Annotated in this window: 18 protein-coding genes; 12 read left to right on the top strand and 6 right to left on the bottom strand. The window is 33.2% G+C overall.

The window, feature by feature from the left end; translation table 11 throughout:
- Nucleotides 1-21 precede the first annotated feature (21 nt).
- From AC6CHV_RS07890 to AC6CHV_RS07870, 5 genes are all read right to left on the bottom strand, one after another.
- Nucleotides 22-918, bottom strand: coding sequence for an ABC transporter permease subunit (locus AC6CHV_RS07890; RefSeq protein WP_498078599.1), 897 nt, complete (start codon nucleotides 916-918; stop codon nucleotides 22-24).
- A gap of 22 nt (nucleotides 919-940) precedes the next feature.
- Nucleotides 941-1,891, bottom strand: a complete 951-nt coding sequence (locus AC6CHV_RS07885; RefSeq protein ID WP_498078598.1) for an ABC transporter permease subunit — start codon at nucleotides 1,889-1,891, stop codon at nucleotides 941-943.
- 102 nt (nucleotides 1,892-1,993) lie between these two features.
- Nucleotides 1,994-3,571, bottom strand: coding sequence for an ABC transporter substrate-binding protein (locus AC6CHV_RS07880; protein ID WP_498078597.1), 1,578 nt, complete (start codon nucleotides 3,569-3,571; stop codon nucleotides 1,994-1,996).
- 45 nt (nucleotides 3,572-3,616) lie between these two features.
- The gene (locus AC6CHV_RS07875) at nucleotides 3,617-4,000 is read right to left on the bottom strand and encodes a Rid family detoxifying hydrolase (protein ID WP_498078738.1); all 384 of its coding nucleotides are present in this window, start codon (nucleotides 3,998-4,000) and stop codon (nucleotides 3,617-3,619) included.
- Nucleotides 4,001-4,101: 101 nt separating this feature from the next.
- Nucleotides 4,102-4,944, bottom strand: a complete 843-nt coding sequence (locus AC6CHV_RS07870; RefSeq protein WP_498078596.1) for an SIS domain-containing protein — start codon at nucleotides 4,942-4,944, stop codon at nucleotides 4,102-4,104.
- Nucleotides 4,945-7,252: 2,308 nt separating this feature from the next.
- Here AC6CHV_RS07870 and AC6CHV_RS07865 point away from each other — a divergent pair.
- The 12 genes from AC6CHV_RS07865 (at nucleotide 7,253) to AC6CHV_RS07810 (ending at nucleotide 22,407) form a co-directional block, all read left to right on the top strand.
- Complete coding sequence (locus AC6CHV_RS07865) at nucleotides 7,253-7,672, top strand: hypothetical protein (protein WP_498078595.1); 420 nt, start codon at nucleotides 7,253-7,255, stop codon at nucleotides 7,670-7,672.
- 13 nt (nucleotides 7,673-7,685) lie between these two features.
- Entirely contained in the window at nucleotides 7,686-9,137 is a 1,452-nt protein-coding gene (locus tag AC6CHV_RS07860; protein ID WP_498078594.1) for an SGNH/GDSL hydrolase family protein, read from the top strand.
- Nucleotides 9,138-10,273: 1,136 nt separating this feature from the next.
- Nucleotides 10,274-11,461: a hypothetical protein gene (locus tag AC6CHV_RS07855; protein ID WP_498078593.1), complete on the top strand. Its 1,188-nt coding sequence runs from the start codon at nucleotides 10,274-10,276 to the stop codon at nucleotides 11,459-11,461.
- A gap of 343 nt (nucleotides 11,462-11,804) precedes the next feature.
- Nucleotides 11,805-12,686, top strand: coding sequence for a site-specific integrase (locus AC6CHV_RS07850; RefSeq protein WP_498078592.1), 882 nt, complete (start codon nucleotides 11,805-11,807; stop codon nucleotides 12,684-12,686).
- A gap of 1,066 nt (nucleotides 12,687-13,752) precedes the next feature.
- A complete protein-coding gene (locus AC6CHV_RS07845; RefSeq protein WP_498078591.1) occupies nucleotides 13,753-14,541 on the top strand; it encodes a UTRA domain-containing protein in 789 nt (262 codons plus the stop codon).
- Between the two features lie 4 nt (nucleotides 14,542-14,545).
- Entirely contained in the window at nucleotides 14,546-14,977 is a 432-nt protein-coding gene (locus AC6CHV_RS07840; RefSeq protein ID WP_498078590.1) for a PTS sugar transporter subunit IIA, read from the top strand.
- A 13-nt stretch (nucleotides 14,978-14,990) separates the two neighbouring features.
- On the top strand, nucleotides 14,991-15,275 hold the full coding sequence (locus AC6CHV_RS07835) for a PTS sugar transporter subunit IIB (RefSeq protein ID WP_498078589.1): 285 nt from the start codon (nucleotides 14,991-14,993) through the stop codon (nucleotides 15,273-15,275).
- 3 nt (nucleotides 15,276-15,278) lie between these two features.
- Nucleotides 15,279-16,547 (top strand): PTS ascorbate transporter subunit IIC, encoded by a 1,269-nt coding sequence (gene ulaA / locus AC6CHV_RS07830; protein WP_498078588.1) that lies wholly within the window; start codon nucleotides 15,279-15,281, stop codon nucleotides 16,545-16,547.
- Between the two features lie 68 nt (nucleotides 16,548-16,615).
- Complete coding sequence (locus tag AC6CHV_RS07825) at nucleotides 16,616-17,533, top strand: phosphotriesterase family protein (protein ID WP_498078737.1); 918 nt, start codon at nucleotides 16,616-16,618, stop codon at nucleotides 17,531-17,533.
- A 12-nt stretch (nucleotides 17,534-17,545) separates the two neighbouring features.
- Complete coding sequence (locus AC6CHV_RS07820) at nucleotides 17,546-18,166, top strand: bifunctional 4-hydroxy-2-oxoglutarate aldolase/2-dehydro-3-deoxy-phosphogluconate aldolase (RefSeq protein ID WP_498078587.1); 621 nt, start codon at nucleotides 17,546-17,548, stop codon at nucleotides 18,164-18,166.
- A gap of 5 nt (nucleotides 18,167-18,171) precedes the next feature.
- The gene (locus tag AC6CHV_RS07815; RefSeq protein ID WP_498078586.1) at nucleotides 18,172-18,915 is read left to right on the top strand and encodes a creatininase family protein; all 744 of its coding nucleotides are present in this window, start codon (nucleotides 18,172-18,174) and stop codon (nucleotides 18,913-18,915) included.
- A gap of 423 nt (nucleotides 18,916-19,338) precedes the next feature.
- The gene (locus AC6CHV_RS07810; RefSeq protein WP_498078585.1) at nucleotides 19,339-22,407 is read left to right on the top strand and encodes a metallophosphoesterase; all 3,069 of its coding nucleotides are present in this window, start codon (nucleotides 19,339-19,341) and stop codon (nucleotides 22,405-22,407) included.
- Nucleotides 22,408-23,049: 642 nt separating this feature from the next.
- On the opposite strand, the gene AC6CHV_RS07805 is transcribed toward AC6CHV_RS07810, so the two are convergent.
- Entirely contained in the window at nucleotides 23,050-23,481 is a 432-nt protein-coding gene (locus AC6CHV_RS07805; RefSeq protein ID WP_498078584.1) for a winged helix-turn-helix transcriptional regulator, read from the bottom strand.
- Nucleotides 23,482-23,716: the final 235 nt, after the last annotated feature.

Raw genomic sequence — 23,716 nt, 5'->3', positions numbered from 1 at the left:
CTCCTCTCCTCTTGATTATGGTTATTTTTTTGCATGAGGATCTAATAAGTCTCTCAGACCATCCCCGAATAAATTCAAAGCTAGTACTGCTAAAATAATGAAAACTCCTGGAAAAACAGTCATCCACCACGCATTATAGATTACAGATTTTCCTTCATAAATAATATTTCCCCAACTCGGGTCTGGTGCGGGAATTCCAACACCTAAAAAACTCAAACTCGCCTCAATAATAATAGAGATGGCAAACACGTATGTAAGTTGAATAATCAATTGTGATAGGGTGTTTGGCGCAATATGAAACCAGATGATTCTAAATGAACTGGCTCCTTGTGACTTTAGGGCCTCAATGTAGGTTTGCTCTTTTATGACAAGGGCCGTTGAACGAATCACACGTGCAACTGTTGGAATCATAACAAAGCTTAACGCGGCAATAACATTTATGGTTTTGGGTCCTAATGCAGCCATGATTGCAATGGCTAGGAGAATAGCTGGGAAGGCCATCAGTCCATCACAAATCCGCATTAATACATGGTCTAAAACACGATTATAAGCAGAATAAAGCCCAATGATCATGCCGAAAATTCCAGATATAAAAGCGACCGATAATCCTACTGTCATAGAAGCCTGTGTACCATAAATTACCCTGCTAAATAAATCTCTCCCTAAATTATCTGTTCCAAAGAAGTGTTCTGATGTAGGGGCTTGTAGCCGAGCAGAAGCACTTATTTCCAATGGATCTTTAATTGCAATCAACGGAGCAAATATAGCAACAATAGTCAGGAATATTAGAATAATACTACCAAACATCATTAATCGATTTGATAGAATCCGTTTGAATAATAGACTTCGTTGTTCTTTATTATATTTTTGTTGTTTAGATATTAACGTGCCATTTTCAAAAGCGGGTTTTGCCTCCATAAACATCCTCCCTTCTAATTCATTATTTTCTGTTCAGACGAACTCTCGGATCGAATACACCGTACAAAAGATCCACAATTAGATTAATTAGGACATAGGATAGTGCTATAAGTAAAATAGCCCCTTGTATTACCTCAAAATCCCTTCTCATAATTGCATTGATAATTAATTGTCCAATCCCAGGAATATTAAATACCGTTTCAATTACAACGGCACCAGCAATTAATTGGCCGAAGGTTTGACCAATTACCGTTAAAATTGGAATAAATGCATTTTTCAAAGCATGTTTATAAATTACAATCTTCTTTTTTACTCCCTTGGAATGTGCCGTCTTTATATAATTGGCATTTAATACATCCAACATGGAAGAACGTGTAACCCTTGCAATAAGTGCAGCTTGAATAGCTCCAAGAGAGAACGCCGGTAAAATCAAGTATTTAATATGTAACCATAATCCTTCACTAAAAGGTTGAAAGCCTGCGACAGGCAGAAGGGCAAGATTAACCGAAAACAACAATACTAATAAAAGAGCTAAAAGAAAGTTTGGAATAGATATTCCTAATAGTGATATCATCATAAAACTTTGGTCCACGAACGTACCCCGTTTAGTGGCAGAGATAATACCTGCAGGAATCGATATTAAGATTGCGATTACTTGTGCTAAAATTGCTAGAGAAAGAGTCGGTACTAAATTTTCAAGAAAAGCATGTAACACCGGCTTATCCATATAAATCGACCATCCCAAATCACCTTGGACAATCTTTGAAATCCAGATAATAAATTGTTCATAGATTGGTAGATTTAATCCCATCTCTTCTCTCAAGTTATTTACTTCCTCAACTGAAGCGTCAGGTCCAAGTATAACGGCAGCTGGATCGCCAGGGGTTAAATGAATTATAAAAAACACAACGACAGCAACAACAAAAAGGACTGGAATTAGAGATAAAATTCTTTGAAGTATATAAGCCTTCAATGGTTCTCCACCTTTCACTACTTGTTTAGTACTCCCCTAGAATATGACTCTATAAAGAGGAGTACTAAACTTAGTTTTTTTACCATTTAGTTATTTCTTCAATCACTCCTCAATGCTTGTATTCCAGAAAATTGGACCCATAAATTCAGAATACCCCTTGACCTTATTGGAATAGCTTGAGATAAAGTTTGTCATCCCAATGTTAATTACTGGGAGTTCTTGCCAAATAATTTCTTGTAATTCCTCAAATTTTGCTGTAGCTTCTTCTTGTGTTGGTGCGTTTCTTATTTCATTAAGTAGACCGTCAATTTCAGGGCTATTTGTCCAACCTGGATATCCTACTTTTGAATCTAAGAATGGATATGCTAAAGGTGTTGCTACTGTAGTAAACTGTGTAAAGAAAATATCCCATTGCTCAGGTTGCTGTCTGCGATCTAGTAGTGTCGCCCAATCTGTAACATCAAGCTTAACCTTCATACCGATTTTTTCTAAGGATTGTTGTGCAATCACAGCAGCATCATAATGGTATTTATAATCACTGCTAGTCAATATGGTAACTTCCTCACCGTTATAGCCAGCTTCTTTTAACAACTCTTTCGCTTTCTCTATATCCTCTACGTTGTAATTTCCCTCTCCTGCTTTTGTATACCAATGCTTTTGTTCAGGACGCATAAAAGCTGGCTCAAGACTATAGAACTCTTGATCTGTAAATGCTAATGATAATAACTCATCATTATTAATTGCATGATTTACTGCTTGTCTTAACTTGATATCTTCAAAAATTCCCTTTTTATTGAAAACGAGTGTTTCAAATCCATACGGCCAAACATCAATTTCAACATTCGGTGAATTTCGAAGTTGTTCAATGCTGTCAAATGGTAACTCGAAAGCATAGTCATATTCACCACTAATTACCCCATTTACGCGTGTAGAATTGTCAGGCACAAAATAGATTATTAACTCATCTACTAATGCCTCTTTTTTACCACCTAAACCACTAGTTGCTTTATCTAATGGTTTGTAATCTTCAAACTTAGCTAATTTTAGATAGGAATCATGTTTCCACTCGTCAACTTTAAAAGGACCCGTTCCAATAAATTCTTTTACCCCTGTTGCATCAGCCCCATCGATTACTTCTTTAGGCATAATTGAGGCTGTTTGTGTAACATCTGCTAGTCTGTACATCACAGATAATGAAGGATTTTCAACATTTAAGACAACTGTATAATCGTCTATGGCTTCCCATGTGGAATTTCCTAACTCAGCTTTTGCAGTACCGTTTTGCTGCCACTTAGTCATTGATGCTACGACATCCTCTGCTTTCATTTCCTTTCCATTATGGAAAAGAACTCCCTGTCTTAATTTAAATGTAATCTTTTTTCTGTCTTCACTTTCTTCAAATGACTCTGCTAGCATTGGTACAATTTCATAATTTTCGTTAAAAGTAACTAGGTTTTCAAAAATTTGCCTTGCGATATCTCGGACTACATTCGTGTTGGTTGTGTGGGTATCGAGAGTAGGTGGTTGTGAGTTCCAAGCTAATTTTATTGTCCCTCCAGTGGCGGTTGAATCAGTGGTCCCTTTTTCAGAAGTAGAGGTATTATTTTGACTACAACCTATTAATAAAGATATTGACAATAACAAAATAAACCCTACTTTTAAAAGTCCCTTTTTTCTCATAAGTATTGCCCCCTTTTTAAAATAGTAATTTGTGAAACTAGTAAACTATTCAATACTGTAGGATGCGATTGACTCAATTTCGATTAATACATCCTTTGGAAGCCGACTAACTTCGATAGTAGATCTGGCAGGATGGTGTTCCTTAAAAAAGGAAGCGTATTCTTCATTGATTGCAGAAAATTCACCTAAATCCTTCACGAAAATAGTTGTTTTACAAATATTATCGAAACCAAGACCTTCGCTTTCTAAAATTGCTCCAATATTCTTCATTACCTGCCTTGTTTGTTCTTTGATATCTACTGTTTCGATAAGATTATTATCAGGGTTAATTGGGATTTGACCTGACAAAAACAAAAAATCTCCTACTTTAACTGCTTGAGAATAAGGTCCAATTGCCTTTGGTGCACTATTAGTTGTAATTGCTTGCATATATTCAATCCCTCTTTCTTTGTTGAATCTTTTATGTTCTTTGCGATTTCGATTGTTAGATGAAATGTATTTATCTGATTTTGGTAAACTCACTCCTTTCATTATTCAAGAAAGAATTCCTTTTCGTTATACATATTTTCAATGACTGTAACCCGCTTCATCACATCCTTTTCATATTTTAATTCGATACCGGTTGTAATAATATTTAGTAAACTCAAGACAGAACTAATGGGGATGAAGTTTTCCGAATTAGCATTTATCTGAGTTGTGAAACTTATATCGGAGATACGAGAAACAGGTGATAATAAGTGATCCGTAATTGTTATTATTTTTGCGCCCTGTTTCTTCACGGTTTCAGCTATGTCCAAACTTTTAGCAACGTATCTTGGAAAAGAAATAAATATGTATACCACTTTTTGATTTTGTTCAATTAATAGATCCTCAGGATAGCTATTTTCAGATGATAATATGTTTACATTTTTCCTCAGCATGTTTAATTTTAAATATAACCAATGTGCCGCAGCATAAGATGCTCGATAACCTACAATAACAATAGAATCTGCACTCATTATTTCATCGATTGCTATCCAATATTGGTCCATGTCTAATTTGTTTTTTAATGATCTAAGTATTTCAATTTCTTCTTCAATCAAATTATCAATGAACCCTTGCTCTTTACCAATTTCCTCATTGACATTCTCCGAATAATCTTTCTTTGATAAAAACTCCTTTTGGATTGACTTTTGCATTTGCGAAAAACTGTCAAAGTCTAATGCATATGACAATCGAATAACAGTTGTTTCACTAACCTCTGTTTGTTTTGCAATCTGCGAAGCAGTTGACATACTAAAACTAACCACATCTTTAAGTAAGTAATCCGCAACTTTTTTCTGTCCTTTTGATAGTGCTCCATATTTTTCTCTAAGTAGTTCCTCTATACTCATGCCAATTCTCCCTCAAAAAGGATTTAATCATTCAAAAAAAATAAATAAAGAATTAAATAATTCTTTATTAGACAATAGCAAATTATCAGTTAATTGTAAATATTCATATTAGAAATTTTTTAAATGTTAAAACTCCTTTTCAAATAATATGTTTCATAGTTAAGGTGCTAAAGCTATACCACTATAAATGTCCAGTAATCATAACTACATCTACTAATGTAGCTGGAAACACCATATGAAATTCCTATAGGAGTTGCATTAATATTGGGATATTAATCGCCTGATAATAGAAATTAAAAACCTGTTATACGTTGGTCACTTCCTTACCCTGCTGTCCCCCCTTTAAAAGAAGAATTATATCTAAAAATAATGGTGAAAAAATTAAGGGGATGTTATCTTTCGCTAACCATTCCCTTTTATTTTCAAATATTTAACTGTTTAAAGCTTAATCTTTTGAACCTTTTCTTCGTGCAGAGGTTGTCATTCCACCATCGACTCCAGCATTTTACAATAAACCCAAAACAGTTGATCAGATTATCAACAATACAGTTTCCCGAGTTTTAGACCAGTCTCGAATAGAAAATACATTAACTGAAAGATGGTTGCAATCTAAGAAAATATTAATAATAATTTTTTCAACTGAAAATGTAATAATATCGAAAGTCACCGCACGGTAATATAACCGGCGTTTGGTACCCCCGACATTCTTTCTTGAAATCATGTAATGGTCATTTTTGTTATAAATCGTGTTAAAGAGTATTCGACCCTCTTAGGCTGTTTTAAGTAAGTGAAAGAGAGCCGACTGAAATGTTTGGTTCATTATGTAAAAGTTGTTCTGGCGCCTCGGCAAAAGAAAAGGCAAAGAGATTAGGAAATGCAGCCCTTCGTAACGTTTAGAACAACTTATGTCAGGTTCAGATCTTTAATCTTGAGCTAATAGTTGATTTGGTTACTTTCCCATATTAGCCACATTCAATTAGTTTTCTTTCAATACCTGCGATTAACATTTTTAACCTCCTTGTAAAAATAAAAACCTTGGATAAAGTAATACTCTGTTAAGGTAGAGTATTACTTTATCCAAGGGTAAACCTCTTGATAATAAATTTAGTTTGATTATAGAATAATTTTTAAAAAATCATATCTGTTTTCTGGTAATCATGAGCAGTAAGTTTTATTAACAAGAATGTATAAATATTAATAAATATTGATTAAAATTAATGTTCAATTATTAAAAACTAAGTTATTTTTATGAGTAAAATAAAGTTTGTTGAATTTCTAATTGGTTAAACTTTATACCCAAAAAATATATATTGGTATTACACAATAGTCAAGATTACAAATCGGCTCTAAACCATTGGTGTATAAACAAATAGGTCTTCCTTATCACGGAAGAGGCAAAAAGGAAGACCCCCTCTTCCGCTTTGTCTCTTCCTCTTTCTAATTCATTTTAACAAAAAAACTTAACAAGCAGACAGTTCCAAAGTTGTATAATTCACTCTTATTTTATTCATATTTCAAAACTATACTTTTGTATATTAAAAGGTGAACTCCCTCCCTTCTCCCCATATTTTAAATAAAAAGTAGACCTAGGGACCACACGACCCTGGGATAAATCTTTTTTCACGTCGGATTATAATCTCCCTCTGGAGTAGTAAGAATGATTAATAATCCTCTTTAGTTTTTGATCATGATGAATCAAGATAAATCATTATGAGAATTTATAGCATCCCAACAATATAACGGTTAATGAATTTCCGTTATCATACTGCAGGATTAGGAGTTTCTCTTTTTATCATAGGAGTAAAAGTTCGATTATTAGTTTGTCGTGTGATTATAGGATTGTTTAATATGTTTTTTGGAGGACAAGCTGCATCTGTAGCAAGTTTTATAGTCTCTTATATAAGACTCTAATTACAGACTCTATCTACAGAGTCTGTAAAATGTGTATTTTGAGAAATAAGTGTTAAATGTATATATAACACGGTTTTAGGTATAGACTCTAAAAACAGAGTCTATATTAATGTTCTCCCTAAAAATTACTTTTAAATTCACTGGATTTTACATTGTATTTCCCATTTTTTAGCTTAAACTTGCTAAAATACTTAGTATTTGTTTTTGATTGGAATGCAAAGTACGTTGTATTTACGAATGAGACTCTATGTATAGACTCTAAATGTAAACCCTTAAAAATAAAAGGTTTCTTATTAAATATAATTGTTTAAAAAATATTAGACTCTTAAGTTAGACTCTTGTATAAGAGTCTAGTTTGAGGTAATATATAGAAAATGAAGAAATTGGAGGTAATCTTTTGAATAATGAACTTCATCAAAAGTATAAAGACGTTACCTTGCCTCAAGAATTAGTTTCATTATTTTCAGACATTGTTTCGTCGGATGAAACAGCTAGGAAAGTTTGTGCATACATAGGTAAGACCGAACAACAACAACGAAAAGATGAAGGTATTACCAGAGGAGTCACAATTAATGATATTGTAAAAAATGTAAGAGTTGAACGTAGAACAAGGGTCAATGAAAGAGGTCGTACATATTCCTATGATCAAACTAAAACGAATATTCATAGGAAAACGGCTGAGCGACAAGTTGATAAGTTATTAGATATGTCGCTTCTATACTATCAATCTGTTAAACCATTAAAATTCCTATATCTCACAAAACGTGGATGGCAAGTTGTTGAAGAAATTATTAAAAGAAGTGTGAATAAAAATTAAGGAGCGAAAAATTATGTTATTTACTAATAATCCCCCTGCAATAAATATGACAATGGTTGGTTTTGGCCAAGCTGGAACAAGAATGGCTGACTTATTCGCAGCAATCAAAGATAAAAACGGAGCACCAGTATATAATTGCTTAGCTTTAAATAGTAATGATGGTGACTTAAAAGGATTAGTACACATTCCAGAAAGTAACCAAGTTTCTTTAGAATTAGGTGGATTGGGTAAGAATCCAGAAAAGGCAATGCGGGTTATTGATGAAAATGCGGATGCAAAAGAAAAGCTAAATCAATTCATTACACAAAGAGTAAGACCGCAAGACGATTTAGTTCTTTTCTTCGCTGGATTAGGTGGGGGAACTGGAACTTCTACAATCGTGAAGAGTATTGAGGAATTCAATGATTTTCATAATAAGCCGATCATCAAGCAAGAATTGGTTAAGCTTCAACAAGCAACTCCTCCTGCTGAATTTAAAGCAAACATAAAAAGATACATGGCGCAAGCTGTTAAGAATGCTGAAGAGAAAACAGTTAAAATTGGTATCGTTGTTACTCTTCCAGTTAGATCAGATGGTCCAGATGTATTAAGGCAAGTGAATGAATTTACACAACGTATTTGGAAGTTGGCAAAAGATAAATCAAAAGGAATAGCCTTTGTTATATTTGCTGATAACCAACAGTTCTCGGATGAATTTGAAAACCTCGCTGAAAATGAACGTAAAGGATTAAATGTAGATAACTATAGAGACTACGCTAACCTAATGATCAGAGATGTAATTCATGAAATCAATACAGCGACTAACGGCGGAGGAACTTCCGTTGTCTTTGATAAACAGGACTTTAAACGCCTTATTCTTGAACATCAAGGTTGCTTAGTTATCAATAAAGTAGAAGCTGATATTAATACCGTTAAAAATGAGCACGATATCAAGGATATGTTTATTAAATCTATCCAAGGAAGCCTTTTACATCAACCAGTAGAACTATTGGAGAAACAGGAAGATGGACAAGTTTTAGCTCAAAAGGTTCATCATGTTGGATTGCTAGCTGTACTTGCTCCAGATAAACAAATTTCAAGTTCATTTATGGATACAGCAAAAGCGGCAGTAATTAATGAAGTACCAATTAACGGTACTGTATTCAATGGTTATATCGTTGATAAAAACAATAGAAAAGCTAGTATTTACACATTCTTTAAGACTGATGCTCTCCCACTTCGCTTATCAAAGGGCTTGGTAAATGAGTACCAGGAATATATTGAGAGACAACGAAAATTTGTCTATAAAGATTCAGCGATTGAAGCCATTGCTGCAACAACTGAGGAAGAAGATTTTGATATGGATCTTGACTTAGCTGAGTTAGGAATTGATTTAGGTGAAGAAACAGTTGAAACAGCAAAAACTACCGATGATGAATTTGAAATCGATATTGATGCGTTAGATTTTGATAATTTAGAGGACTAATTACATGATTCTTAGCAATATCAATAAAAAGGCTTATAGAACACAATAAAATGGCAAAACGCTTGGATTTCCAAGCGTTTTTTTAATCTTTCTATGCTAATAAGATTTGTATATTATAAGCGTTTTTGTGCCCAAGTTGTACGAAACTTGAACATAGAAATAACCATTATTATTGATAGAATAATTGCTCCACCATCCGTAAGCGCGCTTGGTAATACACCCTTAACTGATATTTTGTATTATTCATCTTGTAAACCTCTTTCTATTACGCAATACTCTCAACTCTTATTGAAATACTCTTTTTATACTCATAGTAATAATCAGTACTGTAAATTTATCACTTTAACTAACTATAATCGTGAGCTTCAGGTTTAATTTTTATATAAGTCTTGAGGCTTAAAATCCAAATGAAAATTCGCATGTGCAATCTGAGAGCTCATTATCTATGTTCCCTTTTTGTCAATCTAGCTGTGTAAATAAACTTAAATACAAAAAAACATAGCTCCTTGATAAGGAACGATGTTTTTTTGTATTAGTTTAAGAGTGTTGTTATGACCGCACATGACAATGTAACAATAGCAACGGCCACTACAATATTATCAAGTACTCTTTTTGTGCTTTCTTTCATGAACATTAACATATGAGATCACCTCTAAAAATCATATTGCATTTGAATTAATTAAGTATATAATAACATATTTTCTGAATAATACAAATATAATCAGTGATTTCCAATCATCCGATTGATTCAAACTGATTGAAAAATATATTACCAATCAGTTTGAATAGTTATAGATAAATATTTAAATTACCAATCATTATAAATGGATATTTTATAATATATAATCGTTACCAATCGTTATAATTTATTATAAACTACAATAACTATAAATCACTTGATTATAAATCAGTAAAAATCATTTTCGGTAAATATTAATAAATATTATTGTCAATCACTATAAATCAATGGTCATATTACTATTAATTTATAATATTTGATAATTATTGATAGTTAAAATCCCCAATCATTATCAATAATGTTGTTGATTGGAAACAATAAAACTCTTGAATTCGTGGGTTTTCTGGCCAATAATAAGATATAATGAGTTTTTATGGAGGGTTGAGGTGAGTGATTGATGGAACGGGATAATTTGATTGATGGTGAGTTTCATGTGATTGATGAAGAAAAGGTTATTAATCTAGAGGAATTGACCATACAAGAAGAGATAATGACTGTATTTAAGGATGATCCATTATATCAACTAATAGAAGAAGAAGGACTGACTGAAGAACTTATACCCAATAGCTTATTGGACGGGTTAAATAGAAAGAATCAGTATACTATTTCAGAGGCGGCTGAAAAACTTGAAAAAAAGGATTACCAGCTGCGTAACATACTTCAACGGAACGGATTAGAAGAATATATTCAAGTTACTCAGGCTGGAAAGCTTTATAGGTTGGATTATAGAGGGATATACCGATTATACTTAATATTTCTTCTTCAGGATCAACTTGGAAAAAGGCCGGTTGATATTGCAAGTTTAGTAGGGGTCATGCCCGAGACCATTAAAGAGGAAACTCCAAGAAATAAGCCAGTTATTCGTAAAGGGACAACTAGCACGGCGATTCCACCTGACATTACTGAACAATTAAACGGAATGGAAAATCAAATGGTTAGTATGTTTTTATACATGCAGATGGTGCGAGAACATGATCTGAAAAAGCAAAATTATATAAAAGCACTTGAGGACGTTTCAAATTGGGAAAAAGATATGGAACAAATCAATAATCTAATTGAGTTACATGAATCGTTAGTCCAATTAGTGAAAGAGGAAGAAAAAGAACTACAATCTATACGGAAAAATGTAAATGATGTAGTTAAAGGGGTTAATCAAAACTTAGAAGATGCAGCAAAGTCTCAGGTTGAAATGTATGAACGAGTGAATAGCGAATTAAGCGAGAATGTTGGTTTCTTCGGAAGATTATTTGGTAAAAAGAAAACCGCACAAGAGACCCCAAAAATCCAGTTAAGACAAATTCCAATAAATGATGAAGAAATTAAAGCTGTTACTCCAACTAAAATAGAAGAACTTGAGAAATTGAAAACCAGCAGAAGCGAACTTGAAAAACGCAAAAAAATGGTTCACGAAAACAAAGAAAAAGCCCAATTAGAATATAAAGATATAAGGGATAAAATAACTAACGAGAAGCGAAGATTATTAAATGAAATTGATAATCCATCTATAAAACTTTTCCTAGAACAAGATACTATCACCAGGAATGGTGATCCATTATTACTGGAAGATAGAGAAGTGGAAAAGTAGGGGATTTCAAGCCAGAACGAGAGTTCTTGGCTTTTTTTATTGTTTCTGATTTATACTTATTGCCGCTTTATAATCATTTATCATTTCCAATCAAAAAATAGTTGATAAAAGGAGAGGGGGAGAGGATAATTTCACCTTATAGACTATTGTTTTTTTGCCCTCTACTTTAGGGTAAAAAATTACCCTAAAACAATAGAGAGAAGACCGGTATTTATAGCTAGTAAGCTTAGAATATTTTAGCTGAAATTACAAGCATTTCTTGTTAAGAAGTGGAAAAAAAATATATGGCAATGATACACTAGTTATAGATAATGATAAATTTATAGGGGAAAGGGAGGTAAAAATGGATTCTAGTTATTATGGGTATGGAGAATATTTAAAAAAAAGCGGATACAGCGAAGAAACCATTGAAAGTTATAGGAAAACTATTGACCTCTTCTATACATTTATTGATAAAAAGTTCGGAAAGGAAAAACAAGTTTTCGAAATAAATCCATCAGATATCAAGGGATTTTTGCAAAATAAGATTGAAAAGGGAAATAGTTTGAAAACCGCAAATAAACATTTAGCAATATTAAAAGGTTTCTTCGACTACTTGTGGAATGAAAACAAAGTAATGGTTGATCCTGCTGTTAAAATTAGCAGGTATAAAGTTGTTGAAACAAAAATGAATATAATTGATTATTCAACTTTGTTGTCTTTGTTACCAAATGTACTGTCTAATCCGGATTACAACGCGCTTCGCAAATCTATTTTTATCTTGGCATTAAAGGGATTGAGAGTATCAGATTTCCAAATTCGGAAGGATAATATAATAGAGAAAGGTAACGCTGTGCAAATAAATTTAAAAAAACGCAAGGTATTGTTAGTTGATGATGAAAAAAGTTACTTTATGGAATACTTTTATGGATCAATATTTAACGGTACAGATTATGTTTTTATTACGAAAAAGACTAAAAACCATAAAGAACCGGTTGTTCCTATAGAGATAATGTCAATCTACACTCATTTAAATGTTATTTCTAATGATTATCAACTCTCTCAGAAGCTATCTCTAAATGACATTAGAATAGCATATGCTTATTATCTTCATGCAGATAAAAAATACTCGGTTCAAAAAATTAGTGAAACATTAGGAATTGAGTTGGATAGTGCAGCTCAGTTAGTAAAAAACAGTATGGACCGACATAAAAATATAAAGGAAAAAGTTGAATTAGCCGATTAATCCATAGTTTTATAATTATTAATAATGATAAATAAATAATTTAAGGGAAAAAGCCCAAACGGCTATAGCACGAACTATGTCTATTTGGGCTTTTTTTGATTGGAAAGGGGGGATATTATGCTACTCAAGCTACGAATAATAAAGCAGCACTAAAAACTTATTATTAGCTTAGTTTAATGAGGGAAGGCGAAGTTTGTCTTCCTTATAACAAAAATCAATCATATTTAGTTGTTCCATTCTCTAAAGTAAAGTCATTTTACCTATCAAATCACATTAAACATACTAATTTAATAAAATCTGTAATAGTTGAACCAAATAGCCGAACAATGAAAGTTGTATTTTATTTTTCATGTAAAGAATTATTAGAGCGGAGGTATGAGAATTGTCTCAAAATATTTAGCAAAAGATTAGATCCTTCGCTTATTACTTATCAGTACATTATTTCTTTGTATCAATCTCTTCGGAATTCGAAATCTGAAAGGCATCTTATACCAACATCAGTTAAAACGATTGGGGAGGAAATGAAAAATTTAATTTAATGGGAAATTACTATATATGATAATGTATATGCAACTTTATATCAGATTTCAATCGATTTAAATTATTTTAGAGCAAAACAAGCTATTATTGATGGAAGTGAAAAGGTGTGTGTTAACTTTTAGGTGTTGTAAACGATTTAAATTCACTAGTGCTTGTTCATACCTTAATTGCAAGTGCAAAGTGACAGGATCAGAAATCTTACTACTTTTAGGGTGTTCCTCAATCCAATTCTCCGATAACTAAGAGCGCGGTTACAGTATATACTTTCTCGATTGAAAATACTACGCAATGTTCGCTTATTATCTACTTGAGCAAAAGCCTGCTAAAAAATTGAAGAAGTTCCTTTGTTTAAAAAACCCACTAAATTCCTTAAATAGTGAATTTAGTGGGTTTTTTAGCTTCGGGGTTTTGGTCAATAAAACTTACTTCACTAAACATCATGATGTATTTGATTGTTTTATAGTTATTGACATAATACATTATGATGTTATTATATAAGTAAGCGTTATCAAGTAGAAACATTATAATGATTATAAAAGAGGTGATGATCATTTTTCCATTGGATAAAAATTCCAAGGTGCCGCTTTATAAGCAATTAAAAGTAGCTCTACTAGAGTATATAGAGGAAAACTTAGCAGAAGGTGATGCCCTACCAACTGAATCAGAGATTGAAAGTCAGTATGGGGTAAGTCGAATTACTGTTAGAAAAACAATCGAGGAATTAGTAAAAGATGGAGTAGTTACAAAAACTCAAGGTCGTGGAACATTTGTTCAATCAAGAAAGATCGTTCAGCAGGCTGGAACAATAACGAGTTGGACTGAGGAAATGCATGCGAGAGGTAAGACGACCGAAACAAGAAATCTATTGATAAATGAAATTAATCCTTCAAGGAAATTAGTAGAAGAATTGAAGTTATCAAAAGGTGAAAAGGTAATCTGTCTTAAAAGACTTAGGTGTGCTGATGGGGAACCCATTGCAATTCTTATTAACTATTTTCGTTCAAAATTTGTACGTGGTTTTATTGAAAAAGGGCTTAGCAAAGAATCGTTATATGAGGTTCTTGAAGAAGAGTATGGCATTCAGCTTGAAAGAGCTCATGAAAGAATCACAGCAAGAATTGCAAGTGATTTGGAGGCCCTAGAGCTAGGTGTATCACCTGATTCGGCTATCCTTCATATTACAAGGGTTTCTTATTTACCTGATGGTACCCCATTCGAGTTGGTAGAAATGGCCAATCGTTCAGATCGTTATCAGTATGAAATTGACTTATTTGGTAGAAATAAAATGAAAGTATTTAATACAGAAGGAGACTGATAAGGTGCTAGAACTTAATAACGATTTAATTTACTTAGATTTTGAAGCAAAGTCACCTGAAGAAGCGATCAGAAAAGCAGGTTCATTATTATTTGAGGCGAATAAAGTCGAGGAACGATATATTGAGGCAATGGTTAAGGGGTTTCAGGATGTCGGACCTTACATCGTACTCGCCCCTTCCATCGCTATTCCTCATGCGAGGCCAGAACATGGAGTTCTAAAACAGGGTGTATCAATTATTCGTCTAAAAAAACCTATTGGGTTTGGTCATCCAACAAATGACCCAGTGCAACTCGTATGTGCGATATGTGGTACAGATGCCACTAATCATATTGGAATGTTACAAGCATTGGCAGGTATATTAGGGGATAAAACTAAACTGGAAGTATTATTAAATGCTGAGGATAAAGATGAAATTTTAAAAATCTTTCTTTGAGGAGTGAAGAAATATGAAAATCGTGACAGTATGTGGAATGGGATTTGGAACTTCGTTGATGCTATTGATGGAGGTTCAAGCAATCGGTAAAAAACACGGGTATACAATTGAAGGGGAAGCTGTTGATTTAGGTTCTGCAAAAGGCAAAGCATGTGATTTCATGGTTGCATCAAGTGAAATTGCATCTGAATTAAGTGATGAATCAGTTGAAGTAATTTCTATCAATAATTTGTTAGATAAGGATGAAATAGAACAAAAAGTTATGCCAGTAATTGAAAAAATTGCTAAAGGAGTGTAATCGATGTTAGATTTTATTGTATCGATTTTAAGTAATCCCTCTATTATTCTAGCAATTATAGCTGCAGTCGGCTTAATAGCCCTTAGAAAGTCAACTTCCGATGTTATTAAAGGCACGTTAAAAACAATATTTGGTTTCTTAATGCTTCAACAAGGTTCTAACATAATTGTAAACGCTTTAATACCTTTTAGCACAATGTTTACCGAGGCCTTTGGCCTAACGGGAATTGTAGCAGAGGACAACGCTTTAGTAGCAGCTGTCCAAACGGTCTTAGGAACGGAAACAGCCTTAATACTAGTATTCTCGTTCTTAATTAATCTTATTATCGCAAGGTTTACAAAATGGAAATATATCTTTTTAACTGGACATATGATGTTCTCATTCGCTGGAACAATGGCAATTGTTTTTAATCAAATGGGACTATCATCTACGATGACAATTGTTTTAGGTTCGATTATCCAAGGTATTTCAATGGTGTTATTCCCAGCAATCTCACAGCCGTTTGTTCGCAAGGTTACTGGAAATGATAATGTTGCCTTCGGTTTCTGGGGTAGTTCTTGGATTAGTTTATCCGGCTGGATTGGTGGAAAGCTCGGAAATAAAGAAAAGTCCTCAGAGGATGTAAAGGTTCCAAAGTCTCTCGACTTCTTAAAAGATATGAGTGTCTTAATGGGGATCGTAATGATTGTTATTTATGTGATTACCTCCTTCTTTGTCGATTCTGCTACAATGGCTGATATTTCAGGAGGTCAAAATGCAATTCAATTCTCTATTATGACAGCTTTAACCTTTGTTGTGGGTATTTTGGTTTTACTTGCTGGGGTTCGAATGTTTTTGGGTGAAATTGTTCCGGCATTTAAAGGGGTTGGAGAGAAAATCGTACCAGGTGCAAAACCTGCGTTGGACGTCCCGATTTTTTATTCATTTGCTCCAATTGCCGTAACAATTGGGTTTTTAGCAGCATTAGTTGGTAGTTTATTAGTTACTGCGGTCTCAACTATTTTGCCAGTTGTGGTACTCCCATCCGTTATTGGTTTGTTCTTTATGGGTGGAGCTGCAGGGGTTTTCGGAAATGCAACAGGTGGTAGACGTGGAGCAATTATTAGTGGGTTCTTCTTAGGAGTTTCCTGGACATTACTTGTTGCTCTAGCCTATCCTCTTGTTGATATGAGAGCATTTGGTGTTGAAGGATTATGGTTTGCTTCACCAGACGCTATCATTGTTGTAATCATTATTCGCTTAATCGGTATGTTATTTGGAATTGATATTTAAAATTTAATGGTTTGAGGAGAGAGTTAATACTCTTTCCTCTAACTAATTTTTTACTAATAGGAGTGATCATAATGGGAAAAGTTCGTACAGTTTTAGGAGATATAGATACTTCAGATTTAGGTTTTACGTATAGTCATGAGCATTTGTGGACGAATCCTCCAGTAAGTCAAAAAGACCGTGATTTAGAGTTAACAGATTATGAAGCGAGTGTAAGTGAATTATGGCGTTTTAAACGAGCTGGTGGTAATGCATTAGTCGATGCAACGACACTTGATTATGGACGGGATGCCAAGCAGTTAATACGAATGGCTGAAGAAACAGGTATACATGTTGTAATGACGAGTGGATTCAACAAGCATATATATTTTCCACGATGGGTAGAAGCATTATCAATTAATGAAATCACGCAAAAGTTAGTTCGAGATGTAACGATTGGAATGGACGGAACTTCAGCGAAAGCTGGATTTTTAAAATCGGGTTCATGGGATCAACTCATCCATCCATTAGAAGAGAAAGTGACACGAGCTATGGCAAAGGCACAACTAGAAACTGGAGCACCCGTTTGGCTTCATACAGAAGCTGGAACAATGGGGCAAGAAATGTTAGATATTCTTGAAGAAGAAGGTGTCGATCTTACGAAAGTGGCAGTAGGTCATAGTGACCGAAATGCAGATCCTTACTACCATTTAGAGCTTGCAAAAAGGGGTGCTTACGTTCAGTTTGATGGTGCGAGTAAGATTAAATATTACCCTGATAGTGTAAGGGTAGAATTGATAAAAAATATGATTGAGAATGGCTTTGTAGAGCAATTATTAGTATCTGCCGATATGGGAAGAAAGAGTTATCTTCATGCTTATGGCGGTGGTCCTGGATTTGAATATATTCTTAAAAATTTCATTCCAAGATTATTGGATGAAGGCATCAGCCAAAAAGACATCGATACCATTTTCGTAAAAAATCCTGCTCGTTGGCTTGGACAGTTTTAGGAGGCTGAAATTATGAACATAAAAAATGGAACGATTGTAGCTATTATTCGTGGCGTAGATCCTTCAGAAATAATTGATATCCAAGAAGGATTACTTGATGGAGGAGTCGACTGGGTAGAGGTTTCATTGAGTGAGGAAGAAAAGGGCCTTGAATGTATCAAGCTCCTAAATGAGAGATTTGGAAATGAGATTCATTTAGGTGTAGGCACCATAACCACCATTGAACAAGCAAAAAAAGCAATCGAAGTTGGAGCGAAGTACATTATTACTCCTGGTTGGGATAAAGAACTAGTTAGAGATGTGAAAGAACTAAATGTGGATGTCTTACCAGGTGTTTTTACTCCTGGAGAAATCATGCAAGCCTTAAGCCTCGGGATAAAAGTGGTTAAGTTATTCCCAGCAAGCAATCTTGGTACGAGTTACATTAAAAATTTGAAAGGACCATACCCGCACCTTGAAATTATGGGTGTTGGCGGAATTTCATTAGATAATATTCAGGAGTATTCTCAAGCTGGATGTACATCGTTTGGAATTGGGAGTGACCTAGTGCCACGGGGAGCGACAAAAGCAGATAAGGAAACAATCATAAGGAATGCAAAAAAGTACGTCTCGATAATGAACAATAAGGGATGATTAAGATGCAAAAGGCCAAAGAAATTATCAATATGACGAGAGACGAAGTAAAAACAGCAATTGAAGAATTTCCTGTAGCTATCCTACCAATGGGAGCTACGGAACAACATGGGCACCATTTACCTCTAGGTGTAGATATTTTTTTGGCAGAAGGGCTCTCAAGAAAACTATCTGAGAAAACGGGTGCTTTACTTCTACCTTCACAACCTTTTGGGTATTCATGGGTTTGGAGGGATATCCCTGGTACAGTATCGCTACAGCAGCATCATGTAGAAGCAATCATTAAAGATGTTGCACATAGTGTTGCGAGATATGGAATTAAAATGTTAGTCCTCGTTAATGGGCATGATGCTAATAATGCTAGCATGAAATATGCTACAAGAGAGTTAGCTGATGAATTAGATATCCCAGTGATTTATCTTTTCTATCCTAACTTAGAAAATATTATAAAGGAGCATTGCGAATCCTCAACATGGCACGGAATGATTCACGCATGTGAATTTGAAACGTCATTAATGATGGCTCTGAAACCAGAAATGGTTGACATGGCAAAAGCGGTAAGTGAGTATCCAGAGAAGCCAAAACTATATGGAAAATCCTCAATTTCATTAGGTGATCTAAGCCTAAGTGGAGTTTACGGAGATGCAACAAGAGCAACAAAAGAAAAGGGAGAAAAAATGTTAAAACAGTTTGTTTCTGAAATGGAACAAATTATTATAGAAGCATATGAAGAAATCAATAAGTATTAATATAAGGTGCCTAGTGAAGTTGAACTGTACCCCTTTACGGATAGTTAAAAAAGTGCCTAAGCTGCCAATAAGTGACCCCGGTATTGAACCGGGGTCATTTTCAATAAGCCCCATTGATAACGACGATGATTATACTCCTCAATTACTCGATCTACTTCCTTCCTAACGTACAAAAACATTGGTAAAATGCGGTGTTTTTCAAAGTATTTCTCCATATTTTTTAACCAAATGAATGGTTGGTATGGATGAAATACGTAATAATAGTGAGTTGGTAAAAAGATAAGTCCATCAAATTTGGAGTATTTTTTTGGCAAATCTTAACTAAAAATGTCGTTTTATTCAAAGTATTGTAAGATAATGTCTGTAAATGTGATGTGATGTGTTAAAATTAGGAAAATGGATAAATGTGAGGTGGGGAGCGAAATGCGAAATATTAATATATTGCATTTGTCAGACTTGCATATAAATAGAGAAAACTTAAAGGATATTGAAATTGTTTTAGATGCTTTGATAGAAGACATATGTAAATTTAATAAAGAAGGGAAGCGCCTTGATTTTGTTTGCTTTACCGGAGATTTAATAAATCGAGGTGATAAAGCAGATGATGAATTGGAATTAGCACTAGATCATTTTATTAGCCCATTGTTAGATGCAACAAAATTATCTGCTGATCGATTTTTATTGATACCGGGAAATCATGATATAGATAGGAGAGAAATTGATACTTTTCAAGAAAAAGGTATTCGAGAGACGTTGAAAGACCGGACTTCTATAAATAATTTTCTTGACAACATAGAATTGAATAAAGCTTATTTTAAAAGAACTGCACATATTAAAGAATTTATTAATTTGTTCACAGATAAAACTGAGTGGTCTGATCCATTAAATCATACAAAAAAAATCTTAATTGATGATATAGTCATTGGAATAGCTTGTTTTGATAGTGCGTGGAGATGTTCTGGAGAAAGTGATTTACGCAACTTAATCATTGGTGAAAGAGAAGTTGATAAAGCCCTTAGAAGTATTGAAGATGCTGATTTGAAAATTGCTTTAGTTCACCACCCTTTAGATTGGTTGGTTGAAGAAGATGAAAGAGCAGTTTCTCCTTTGTTTAGTAAGTTTCAGTTAGTATTAAATGGACATGTTCACAATTTGGGAGAACGTAAACTAATAACTTATGGTCAATCAACTGTTTATAGTAGTTGCGGTGCACTATTTTCAGGAGATCGGGCATATTATAATGGTTATAATTTTATTGAAGTCGATCCTATTGTTGGGAAGGTTAAAATAAATTTACGTGAATTTTATGATACCCCTAGACGAAGTTTTGATGCTGCAATCTCTAGATATGAAAATGGTGTGGTAGAACATACATATGATACAGCAGACTCTACTGTTGGACAGGCAATAGAAATATTATCGAGCATAAAAACTGCATTTAATGAAAACACAAATAATCTCTTAGTTTCAAATTTAGTAGATATGGAAGCGCCTAAAAAATTAGAAAGCTTATTTATTGTACCTAATTTAAATAAAGAATCGAACTACATTAGAGCAAGCAATGATAAAAATGAGGAAGATACATCGGTTGATTTTAAGGAAATCTTAGGTACAGAGGATAATATTATATTTATCGGACCAGGTGAAGTTGGAAAAACAACCTTGTTACATTATATAGCATCCCATTATTTAGAACATCATTCAAAAAACTTTAATGTTCCGTTTTATATTGACTTTGATGAATTCCCATCAGGTAAGAAGCCTGTGGAAAAACAAATGGTGAAATTTGCTACTGATTACTCTGATGGGGAAAATACTCCAAACATGAATGCAATAATCAATCTATTGGATAAAGGTAGGTGTGTACTACTTATTGATAACCTGAACTTATCCAATCGGAAACACATTGATCGATTAAATGGTTTTGTTAGCAGTTACCCAAAAAACAGGTTTATTTTTACAGCACAAGAAGATGTTTTCCAAACTATCTCTGAGGATTTACCCCATTTTGAATGTGATTTTAAGCAAGTGTACATACGGACATTATCGAAATCTGGTGTTAGGGAACTAATAAATAATTGGTTTTTTGACAGAGATGTTGATGTTGACAAAATGCTTGAACGTATAATGTATTATTTAAACAATGTTGGTATGCCTCGAACTCCATTAGTCGTTTCATTGATTTTAGCTACTTGTAGACAATATGAGGATTTTATACCAATTAATGAGGCAAATGTAATGGAGAATTTTATGCAAATTGTTTTTGAGAAGATGTCATTAGAAAACGCTAAGTCAAGTACATTTGATTTTTATGCAAAAGAAAGGTTTTTATGGCATTTGTCTTGGGAAATCGCAAAAGGGAAAAAGAAGTGGATTTCACTTACAGATTTTCATCGCTATACTTCGGATTATCATGAGTCTAAAGGGTTAAATTTACATAAATCAAATTTTGATCAAGTTTTTTTTGAGAAAGGTGTGCTAATTAAGAAGGATAATAAAGTATTTTTTAGATATAAAAGCATTCAAGAATATTATTTAGCTAAAGCAGCCCTTAATAATTCAACTGTTTTAGAGTTTATTCTTTTGGATGACAAATTTTATAATTATATAAACGAAATTAGTTTTTTTACAGGGATGAAAAGGGATGAATTATCTATAATCAATTTCCTACAAGAAAAACTTTTAGAACAACTTAATCCCTTCATGGAAAAAATCCATTTATTAGATAATTATGGATTAGATGGAACTATACTACCGGAAGCAAGTAATCTGAGAGGCAAAGAACCTTTAGAGCAAAATGAAAGAGACAAACTAACAAATTTGCCTGATAATCCAAAAGAAAATAGCCTTATTGAAGAGGAAAACGAACAACAAGAAAAAAATAACTTATTCGATATTTTGACCCTTTATGGGCGCTCAATAAGAAACAGTGAAGATTTGACTATCATAGATAAAAAAGAACATCTAAAATTTTGTTTCAAAGGTTATATTGTATTATTAGCAACTTTCAAAGAGGGACTTGAAGTAGCTATTAGGGATATCAAAGATGATAATACTGAATTAAGTGGAGAAGAAATTTCAAAAATGGAAAATTTCATAAAGCTTACTATCCCTTTTGTTCTACAAAACGTAACATATGAGTCAATCGGAACAGGAAAACTTGAAGAAACCTTAAGTCAACTAATTAGAGAAGAAGAAAATGAATTTATTAGATTTATGATGGTATTTTTATATGCTGATTTAAAACTTGACAACTATTTAATTGCAATAAAAAACTTGATTAGTTCCACTGAAAACAAGGATATACTATATCTTATTAAAGCGAAGTTACAATTTTATTTTATGCTAAATCATTCAAATAATAAGAATGAATTAATTAGTATGATGTCCGATATTGAATTAAAGGCCCAGAATGTAAGTCGTCTGTATAAGTCAACCTTAATGCAAAAGATAAATAAACAATTACAACAAAAGAAAATAGAAAATGTGTAATGTAAAACTAAGTAAGATGTTCCTTTTTAGTTTCAAATTTTAAAAAAGTTGTACACAAAATTGATTTTGAAAAGTAGTAATTGTTAAGAGTAGCAGAGAAGATGACTAAGTAGGTAACCATAGGTAACCTACTTAGTCATCTTTGATATTTGAAAAGGTTTTTTCTTCAAATGCTGCAATATTTAACATCAAATTGGGAGGGAGCATCTCCGGATGAAAGTTTGTAAAAGGTGGAAGCAGATTTTCCATCTTTCACCATCCCTTTTTCATCTTAACTGTTATTTTAGATTTACCTAAACATGAGGCCGGGTCAAAATAACTTAATAGAAATTGAGTTTATAGGGTTTTGTCGGGATAATGTGTAAAATTTGTGTATAACTATATACATTTGTGAATCTTGAAAACAGGTTAAAGGGCTCTTAATATGGTATCGCTTTTTCATTAACTTGTAATTTACCACATCAGTCTTTTGGTGAACGCTCTTTAATTTATATTTTTCCATCTTTCCCACAGTTCGCGAAACAATATATTATTTTTTATCTTAACAGCATAACCAAATACCGACACGACTATTGATATTGGTTGAATTGTAATTCCAATTATAGCTTTTTTGGATTTTTATATATTTTCTTATTCATCTTTTTAAGGTAACATCACTCTTCTTCCAACAGTAGAGGATAATAAGATAGATGTTCTGGTCCTCCCAAAAGGTACGAATTTTTCAATCAATCGTGTCAGCTCATCCGTTCCCTTTAGAGCAGCCTTTATATAGTAATGTACATGTCCTGTAGCACAATGACATTCAATGACATCAGGTTCTTTGGTAATCATTTGTTCAAATTCATCCTTAGGTACCTTTAGTTCACTTAATTCAATCATAACCAATAATTTTTTTCCTACCGCCACTGGTGGAACTAAAGCATAGAAGCCGTCAATTATACCTTTTTCCTGAAGGCGTTTTAATCTTTCAGTAACACTAGGACGACTTAGGGCTAATTTATTCGATAATTCGCTTATAGAGATTCGTCCATCCTCCTGTAGTATTTTGATCATATTAATATCAATTTGATCCATCTTTCTCACTTCCTTCAAATTGCATTTAAAGCACACCATTTATCTTCATAATACTATATAAATACTGAAAATTCCTTCACTTTGATATGTAATTGTTAATTAAATTGTACTATTATAATAAATACACATGAATTATTTGAAAAATTAAAAAGTTGGAGGGTGTTTATATTGATATTTGATTAATAGATAAAAAGATATAGATGCATGAAAGTTTCGAAAGGTTATGAAAAAAACC

It is taken from the genome of Ferdinandcohnia sp. GQ5 (assembly GCF_059759275.1).
The sequence above is the reverse complement of the archived record's forward strand: the minus strand, read 5'-3'. Positions and strand labels throughout refer to the sequence as shown.

Excerpts from the sequence above, each read along its gene's own strand:
- AC6CHV_RS07820 (WP_498078587.1), top strand. The coding sequence starts at position 17,546 with ATGAACATAAAAAATGGAACGATTGTAGCTATTATTCGTGGCGTAGAT.
- AC6CHV_RS07880 (WP_498078597.1), bottom strand. The coding sequence starts at position 3,571 with ATGAGAAAAAAGGGACTTTTAAAAGTAGGGTTTATTTTGTTATTGTCA.
- AC6CHV_RS07875 (WP_498078738.1), bottom strand. The coding sequence starts at position 4,000 with ATGCAAGCAATTACAACTAATAGTGCACCAAAGGCAATTGGACCTTAT.
- AC6CHV_RS07805 (WP_498078584.1), bottom strand. The coding sequence starts at position 23,481 with ATGGATCAAATTGATATTAATATGATCAAAATACTACAGGAGGATGGA.
- AC6CHV_RS07815 (WP_498078586.1), top strand. The coding sequence starts at position 18,172 with ATGCAAAAGGCCAAAGAAATTATCAATATGACGAGAGACGAAGTAAAA.
- AC6CHV_RS07850 (WP_498078592.1), top strand. The coding sequence starts at position 11,805 with ATGGATTCTAGTTATTATGGGTATGGAGAATATTTAAAAAAAAGCGGA.
- AC6CHV_RS07870 (WP_498078596.1), bottom strand. The coding sequence starts at position 4,944 with ATGAGTATAGAGGAACTACTTAGAGAAAAATATGGAGCACTATCAAAA.
- AC6CHV_RS07855 (WP_498078593.1), top strand. The coding sequence starts at position 10,274 with ATGGAACGGGATAATTTGATTGATGGTGAGTTTCATGTGATTGATGAA.
- AC6CHV_RS07860 (WP_498078594.1), top strand. The coding sequence starts at position 7,686 with ATGTTATTTACTAATAATCCCCCTGCAATAAATATGACAATGGTTGGT.
- AC6CHV_RS07845 (WP_498078591.1), top strand. The coding sequence starts at position 13,753 with ATGATTATAAAAGAGGTGATGATCATTTTTCCATTGGATAAAAATTCC.
- AC6CHV_RS07810 (WP_498078585.1), top strand. The coding sequence starts at position 19,339 with ATGCGAAATATTAATATATTGCATTTGTCAGACTTGCATATAAATAGA.
- ulaA (WP_498078588.1), top strand. The coding sequence starts at position 15,279 with ATGTTAGATTTTATTGTATCGATTTTAAGTAATCCCTCTATTATTCTA.
- AC6CHV_RS07890 (WP_498078599.1), bottom strand. The coding sequence starts at position 918 with ATGGAGGCAAAACCCGCTTTTGAAAATGGCACGTTAATATCTAAACAA.
- AC6CHV_RS07835 (WP_498078589.1), top strand. The coding sequence starts at position 14,991 with ATGAAAATCGTGACAGTATGTGGAATGGGATTTGGAACTTCGTTGATG.